At 32.9% G+C, this 6,606-nt stretch carries 7 protein-coding genes; 5 read left to right on the top strand and 2 right to left on the bottom strand.

Features of this window, described 5'->3' with window-relative positions; genetic code table 11:
* Positions 1-27: 27 nt before the first annotated feature.
* Positions 28-1,005 (bottom strand): hypothetical protein, encoded by a 978-nt coding sequence (locus VB796_RS21480; RefSeq protein WP_323348644.1) that lies wholly within the window; start codon positions 1,003-1,005, stop codon positions 28-30.
* A 12-nt stretch (positions 1,006-1,017) separates the two neighbouring features.
* Positions 1,018-1,962, bottom strand: a complete 945-nt coding sequence (locus VB796_RS21485) for a ParA family protein (protein ID WP_323348645.1) — start codon at positions 1,960-1,962, stop codon at positions 1,018-1,020.
* 250 nt (positions 1,963-2,212) lie between these two features.
* Between VB796_RS21485 and VB796_RS21490 the strand changes: the two genes are divergently transcribed.
* From VB796_RS21490 to VB796_RS21510, 5 genes are all read left to right on the top strand, one after another.
* Positions 2,213-3,166, top strand: coding sequence for an alpha/beta hydrolase (locus tag VB796_RS21490; protein WP_323348646.1), 954 nt, complete (start codon positions 2,213-2,215; stop codon positions 3,164-3,166).
* A gap of 876 nt (positions 3,167-4,042) precedes the next feature.
* Positions 4,043-4,624, top strand: a complete 582-nt coding sequence (locus tag VB796_RS21495; RefSeq protein ID WP_323348647.1) for a tyrosine-type recombinase/integrase — start codon at positions 4,043-4,045, stop codon at positions 4,622-4,624.
* Between the two features lie 334 nt (positions 4,625-4,958).
* On the top strand, positions 4,959-5,417 hold the full coding sequence (locus VB796_RS21500) for a pyridoxamine 5'-phosphate oxidase family protein (protein ID WP_323348648.1): 459 nt from the start codon (positions 4,959-4,961) through the stop codon (positions 5,415-5,417).
* Positions 5,418-5,551: 134 nt separating this feature from the next.
* Positions 5,552-5,905, top strand: coding sequence for an antibiotic biosynthesis monooxygenase (locus VB796_RS21505; RefSeq protein WP_323348649.1), 354 nt, complete (start codon positions 5,552-5,554; stop codon positions 5,903-5,905).
* Positions 5,906-6,054: 149 nt separating this feature from the next.
* A complete protein-coding gene (locus tag VB796_RS21510; protein WP_323348650.1) occupies positions 6,055-6,525 on the top strand; it encodes a hypothetical protein in 471 nt (156 codons plus the stop codon).
* Positions 6,526-6,606 lie beyond the last annotated feature (81 nt).

The raw sequence follows: 6,606 nt of genomic DNA on the forward strand, positions 1-6,606 counted from the left end.
TTTCAAGTTGGTACACTCCTTTTACATTTATTCAATACTTTGTAATTTTTTCTTATACTTCAAAATTTCATTAATCAGTTTATCACAATCTTCTGCTCTGTTTATTGATTTTACCATTTGAATAAGTCTCTCCTGATTCTTGTTAGCTTGAACTACAGGTTTAGCAGTTTCAAGGATGGAAGTCGGTAAAGTTAAAAGACTATCAATTTGGGTAGAAAGAGTATCGGATTCTTTTAATTTACCTATTTCAATAATTGTACTTTTATTGACTGAAGATTTCCCTTGTAATACATCATTTTTCAATTCAGTGGGCAATCGGTCTAAACCTTTGGCAAAGTCAGCATCTCGACGAATAGTCTTTTCATTGACATTAAACTGCTCCGCTAATTGCTCCGAAAGACTCACTTTTTTCACCGTCTGGACATTTTGTCCACTCGGTAGAATATCGTTATCAAATTCGGTTGATAACTCAGTATCATTCACCGTCTGGACATTTTGTCCACTCGGTGGATTTGATGTAAATTTACCCCCTTCTCCTCTTTGTATTTGACTGTTTTTTAGTGAGTTATACTTTAATCCACGTAAATATGAAATTTGCTCAATAGATAGGTTTCTTCTACCTAATTGATGGTCAATCATATAGTCAAATACCTTCTCAAAATTCGGAAATTCGACGATAACAATTTTAAAATCTATGTTGAATTTCTGGCAAATTTCATAACGGTTATGTCCGTCAATCAACACAAAACAAGGCTCATCTGAAAGTCCTAAATTAGGTTGAGCAATAGCTTGTGTTGTTTCCCAAACAGTTAATGCATCCTTACATCCAAACTCCAAAATATTTTGTTCAAGTTGCTTTTTTTCGTCTGGTAAAAGAGGCGGAATAAACCTTTTAATTTCTTCTAAGATAATTAAATCTTTTTTTACTTTTTCTGCCTGAGAATACATTGCCGTTGGAGTAGATGCCTTTGTATTAACCATTGCAGACATAAAATTTTTAGCCATTAGATTCGGTATTTAAATAATGAAAAATTCCTTTGCTAATTCCGCATACTGTTGGGCAACTGGAGACTTAGGAGAATATGAGAAAATATCCTGTTGTGCCACCTGAGACTGCTGGATGATTGTTGCTCGTTCAATGAAAATATTGAATATTGGAATATGTTTATATTCGGTTTTTACAAAATCCATCATTTGTCTGTGAACAAGCGTATTTTCAGTTACCATAGTAAACAAAATGCCTTTTACAATAAGGGTAGGATTTGACTCCTCCCGAACTTCATAAATACGATTAAAAAGGCTATCTACACCATATAAAGCAGATGCTTCAGGCTGAAGTGGAATGATACATAAATCAGAAGCCACCAATGCGTTAGTTGTGAATATATTCAACGCAGGAGGACAATCAATCAGGATAAAATCAAACTCACTACTTACCTTTTGTAGCCTATTTTTAAGACGCTTTTCGTTACCAATTGAGTTAATTAACTCCAACTCTCGATACGCCATTTTTATGTTAGAAGGAGACAATGATAAGTTTTCTGCCAATGGAATGATTGGTAAATCATCTTTACTTAGCAATGCGTCAATTACTTGAAACTCCGTTTCATGCACACCACAACACTGAGAAGTGTTTCCTTGCGAATCAAAATCAACTAATAAAACCTTGAATCCCGAAAGAGCAAGTGCTTTTCCTAAATTAATCGTAGTCGTAGTTTTACCGACACCTCCTTTGTGATTAACGATTGAAATGATTTTTGCCTTTGAAAACAACTCATCAGCATAACCATATTCTCTTAAAACTGGCTCTAAAAATTGACAATGTTTTTCGTTAAGACGAAGTGTACCACTCACCACTTTATGTAGCGTTCGAGAAGGTAAACCTGCTTCTTTCTCAATTTGCGTCAAGTTTAAGGCAGGCTTATGTTTTAGGAATTTTAAGACTTTTTCTGGCGTTATCATCTGAATATCTTTTTTACAAATATGCAATATTTTATCTAAAATTTAAAATAAAGTACATTTTTTGCCTAAAATATTTTGATAATTATCACAAACTTAAAAAGAATAAAATGCGACGTAATTAGCTGGTATAAAATCAGCAATAGATTTTACAAGATGTGTTTGCTGCTTGCGAAAATAATAACCTTTCCTTATACGTTAAATGTTGGGTACCATAAATTTAGATTCCTCAAAAATCAATAACATCATAACTATGCAAAAGAAAATTTTATCAATCGTTTTTACAGTTTTATCAACATCTTTATTTGGACAATCAAAAGAAGGGAAATTGAGCAACTTGCTTTACGCACACAACAAACTCATGTATTCTTTTCGATGGCTTATAATTCTATTTTTATCTGCTGCTTTACCAGCACAGTCCCAAAATACAGAAACCTATAAATATCCATTAAGTGAGATTGTAACAATACACTCCAAAATCTTAAAAGAAACTCGTAAGATTTATGTGCATTGTCCTAAATTAGATTCAGCGGATTTAAACAAACGATTCCCCGTATTATACGTAATGGATGGTGATAATCATTTTGAACTTCTTGCTCAGTATGTTGATTATCTTAGCCGACCAGATATTTCTGCAATACCAAAGATAATTGTTGTCGGCATCCCGAATACAGAACGGGTAAGAGACCTAACACCAACGCAGAGCATAAGTAATTACGAGGGCAAACCTGACACAACGGGTCAGTATAAATCAAGTGGGGGAAACGAAAATTTCTTTGAATTCATTAAAACAGAATTGATGCCCATTATCGAAGATAATTACAAAACAAAGCCATACAAAATTTTTGCAGGACATTCCTTTGGTGGAATTTCATCCATTAATTGTATGTTGACTCATCCAGCTATGTTTGATGCGTATATTGCCATAAGCCCTTCCTTTTGGTGGGACAATGAGTATCTTTTAAAATTGACCGAAAATAAAATAATAAGTGGTTCAACATTAAACAAAAAGCTTTTTTATTGTAATGGAAATGAAGGTGGCAGTAATTCTTTTTTTCATAAAGGGTTACTGAAATTTAATTCAATAATTGCTAAAAAAAAGATAGTTGGACTGGATTACAACTATAAGTACTACCCAAATGAAATGCACATGACAGTACCTATTGTAGCTTATTTAGATGCTCTCCGATTTATTTTTAATCGATAGGAAATGTATTACTAAGTACAAAAGACTGTGGATGAATGCCTGCACCGCTAACAACTGTAGCTGTTCACAACACACTTTTAAAACAACAAACGGATAAATCCTTTAAATATCAACCTATACAAAGACCCAGTAAGTCTTTGTATAGGTTGATACGAATATCTGGGAGAGCTTAAATCCAAAGTGGAAAAATAGGATAATTCATTTTGATTATATATCGGCTTTGATTAAGCCAATACAAGCACTTTTTACGATTATAATTGTAAAGAGTCGCATCGTTCAGATTTTATATCGAAGTAGCCATTAAGGATGCTTACTGGGTTGCTCCATTTCTCTACTGCTTAACCTCATTGCTGAATCAGTTTCCTATTGATTATCAAGTGGACTAATTGGTATTCTTTCGGTATTCTAATTGTAAGTTCCGTTGAGGGCATGGTTTAGAAAACATCATCGTTCTTCTGCTGCTACAGATTCTGATTTTGCCATTATTTATGTTTTAACAACTCTTATTTAATACACTGTTTAATAAGTTATCTGGATAATTTTTATTCCAAAATCTTGTAGAACTTCCCGAAAGTAGAAAGAACTTTCGGGAAGTTGAAGAAACTTATTAAACACTGTATTTAATACGTTCCGTAAAAATGAAAGGTTTAATTGAACTGGAGATTTGGTGGTATTGCATTGATATATTTTAATCATTAGTTCTGACTCTGTCGATGCTAATATTGGATTTATCATTAAGCAGATTCCAAAATCCCCAACTTATTAATTCAAGCTTTCTATAAAAATGAATGGGTTAACGTATGTACATCAAGGTTCATTCGCTTTTGAGAGATTTTATGTTTGACCGTTTGATAAATCTGAAGATACTTTTACCCTATGAGAGGACTCAACAAAGTAACACTGATTGGCAATCAACCTGCCTTACAAAAGTTTGTTGAAACACTCCAATTGAAGGCATACAGCCCGAGTACCATCACAACATATAAGAATGAGTTTGCACAGTTATTGCACATTCTGAAAAATATTCTTGCGAGTGAAATTGTGGCAATAAAGATAGAAGATATTGACAGTGAACGGATGCAGGTTTTTATAGAAAGAGCAAAAGGTAAAAAAGACCGTTATGTAAATCTTCCAGAAAGTGTTTTGTTGCAAATGAGAGAATATTTTAAAGAATTTAGACCCAAAGTTTATCTATTTGAGGGGCAATTTGGCGGACAATATAGTGTAAGAAGTGCCCAACAAGTTTTTTCAGATGCCCTCCAAAAAGCGAAAATCAATAAAACAGTAGGGATTCATGGTTTAAGACACAGCTATGCAACACATTTGATGGAAAGTGGAACAGATGTAATGTTTATTCAAAAATTATTAGGGCATAGCGATATTAAGACCACTTTACGTTATGTACACGTTAGTAAAAAGGAAGTGAAAAACATTAAAAGTCCATTAGACACGATGTAGTAACAATTTTATTCCCCAAACAATACAAAAAAACGCAATGCGTATTTTGTATTGTTGAATTGTTAAAAAAACAGAACAATACAAAAAAGTGCAATGCGTATTTTGTATTGTTGATTGTTTAATTTTCTAACAAAAAACCGTTAAATCAATCAGTTTTTAGTTTTTTTGTTTAGAAATTAGCATTTTGCAATAAAAAAATCAATATTGCTTAGAAAATACGCAGTTGCGTATATATCAGAGTTGAGTGCCATTTTAGAAGACCACTCAGACAGACAAAAATATGGGCGGACAACAATTATACGAGGCTTGACACTTATGTAAATTAGTAAAATTTATGATTGACGACAACGTAAAAAAATATATTGACAAAAGCGTTCTTTGTTGGTTGGCAACTTGCGACAACGCATTTTTTCCAAATGTATCACCCAAAGAAATGTTTACTTATGGCGACAATTCAACATTACTAATTGCAAATCTTGCTTCGCCAAAAAGCATAGAAAACATTGCAAAAAATCCAAATGTTTGCGTAAGTTTTATAGACATTTTCGTACAAAAGGGTTACAAATTACAAGGAACTGCGACAATAATTGACAAGGAAGATGTTGAATTTAGCTTAAAAGTAAAACCGCTGACAGATTTATTTTCGGACAAATTTCCAATTAAGTCAGTTATTGAAATTACAGTTACGAAAGTGGACACAATCAAAGCACCCAGTTATTTTTTGTACTCAGATACCACTGAGGAAAGTCAGATAAAAAATGCAATGACAACCTATAATGTAAAACCAAATTAACTGAGGGCTGAAAACGATTAAGAATTTCAACTGACATATTATAAAAGTAATGTTGGCGGACAAAATTAGTTGAACATCAGGAATTGAATTATACATTTGACGACAAAACTAAGCTAATCAATAATTAAAGAAATATGATTTTAGAGGTAGCAATTTTAAACGTAAGAAGCGGACAAGAAAAACAATTTGAAAACGACTTTGTAACGGCTGGACAATTTATTAGCTCCATAAAAGGATATGTGAAACACTCATTACGAAAATGTTTAGAGCAGAACAATAAATATATTTTACTTGTGGACTGGGAAAATTTAGAAGACCACACAATTGGGTTCAGACAATCAACTCAATATTTAGAGTGGAAAAAACTTCTCCATGATTATTACGATCCGTTTCCGACAGTTGAACATTATGAAACGATAATTGAACACGAGAATAAAAACGGCACCCAACATCATATTGGCAAGAGTACGGCAGATGGAAGTAATTGAACTTTTGGAATGCTATTTAACATTTGTAAGTAACTGAACAGCAGCATTCCAAAGCCCGTACCCTCGCCAATATGTGTACGTTGGGTGCTATGCTAAGAACGCAACTCCAAAACTACTTGGACAAAGTAAAACTATAAAAACAACAAAATATGAAAGGTTCGGAATGGAGTAAGTGGGATTTACATATTCATACACCAATGTCCATTTATCAAAAATATGGAACTAATGACACACCGACTTGGGATAAATACATTTTAGAACTTGAAAACTTATCACCAGAATTTAAAGTTTTGGGTATCAATGATTACTTATTTTTAGAGGGTTACAAAAAATTAAAATCAGAGCAAGACCAAAATGGTAAACTCAAAAATTTAACCTTACTTCCAGTAGTTGAATTTAGAATTGAAAAATTTGCTGGTATTGATTTTGGTCAATTAAAGAGAATTAATCTTCATGTTATTTTTTCAAATGAAGTATCAATAGAAACAATTCAAAGTCAGTTTTTAAATACACTTGAACAAAGTTATTTCTTAGAAAGTGGTAGTCAGTGGACAAGGGCAATAACACCTGAAAGTGTTGAAGTGAGGTGGTTCAAAAAAACGGCACACTTTTTTGCATAAAAAATGCAGAAAATGGACGTAAAAAAAGCCAAGAAATCCCACGCACATTATGAGCCTGATTTCAAAGAAGAGATACTCAGG

This window comes from Arcicella sp. LKC2W, from assembly GCF_034931005.1.
Taxonomy (GTDB): domain Bacteria; phylum Bacteroidota; class Bacteroidia; order Cytophagales; family Spirosomataceae; genus Arcicella.

Excerpts from the sequence above, each read along its gene's own strand:
- VB796_RS21480 (WP_323348644.1), bottom strand. The coding sequence starts at position 1,005 with ATGGCTAAAAATTTTATGTCTGCAATGGTTAATACAAAGGCATCTACT.
- VB796_RS21485 (WP_323348645.1), bottom strand. The coding sequence starts at position 1,962 with ATGATAACGCCAGAAAAAGTCTTAAAATTCCTAAAACATAAGCCTGCC.
- VB796_RS21490 (WP_323348646.1), top strand. The coding sequence starts at position 2,213 with ATGCAAAAGAAAATTTTATCAATCGTTTTTACAGTTTTATCAACATCT.
- VB796_RS21495 (WP_323348647.1), top strand. The coding sequence starts at position 4,043 with ATGAGAGGACTCAACAAAGTAACACTGATTGGCAATCAACCTGCCTTA.
- VB796_RS21500 (WP_323348648.1), top strand. The coding sequence starts at position 4,959 with ATGATTGACGACAACGTAAAAAAATATATTGACAAAAGCGTTCTTTGT.
- VB796_RS21505 (WP_323348649.1), top strand. The coding sequence starts at position 5,552 with ATGATTTTAGAGGTAGCAATTTTAAACGTAAGAAGCGGACAAGAAAAA.
- VB796_RS21510 (WP_323348650.1), top strand. The coding sequence starts at position 6,055 with ATGAAAGGTTCGGAATGGAGTAAGTGGGATTTACATATTCATACACCA.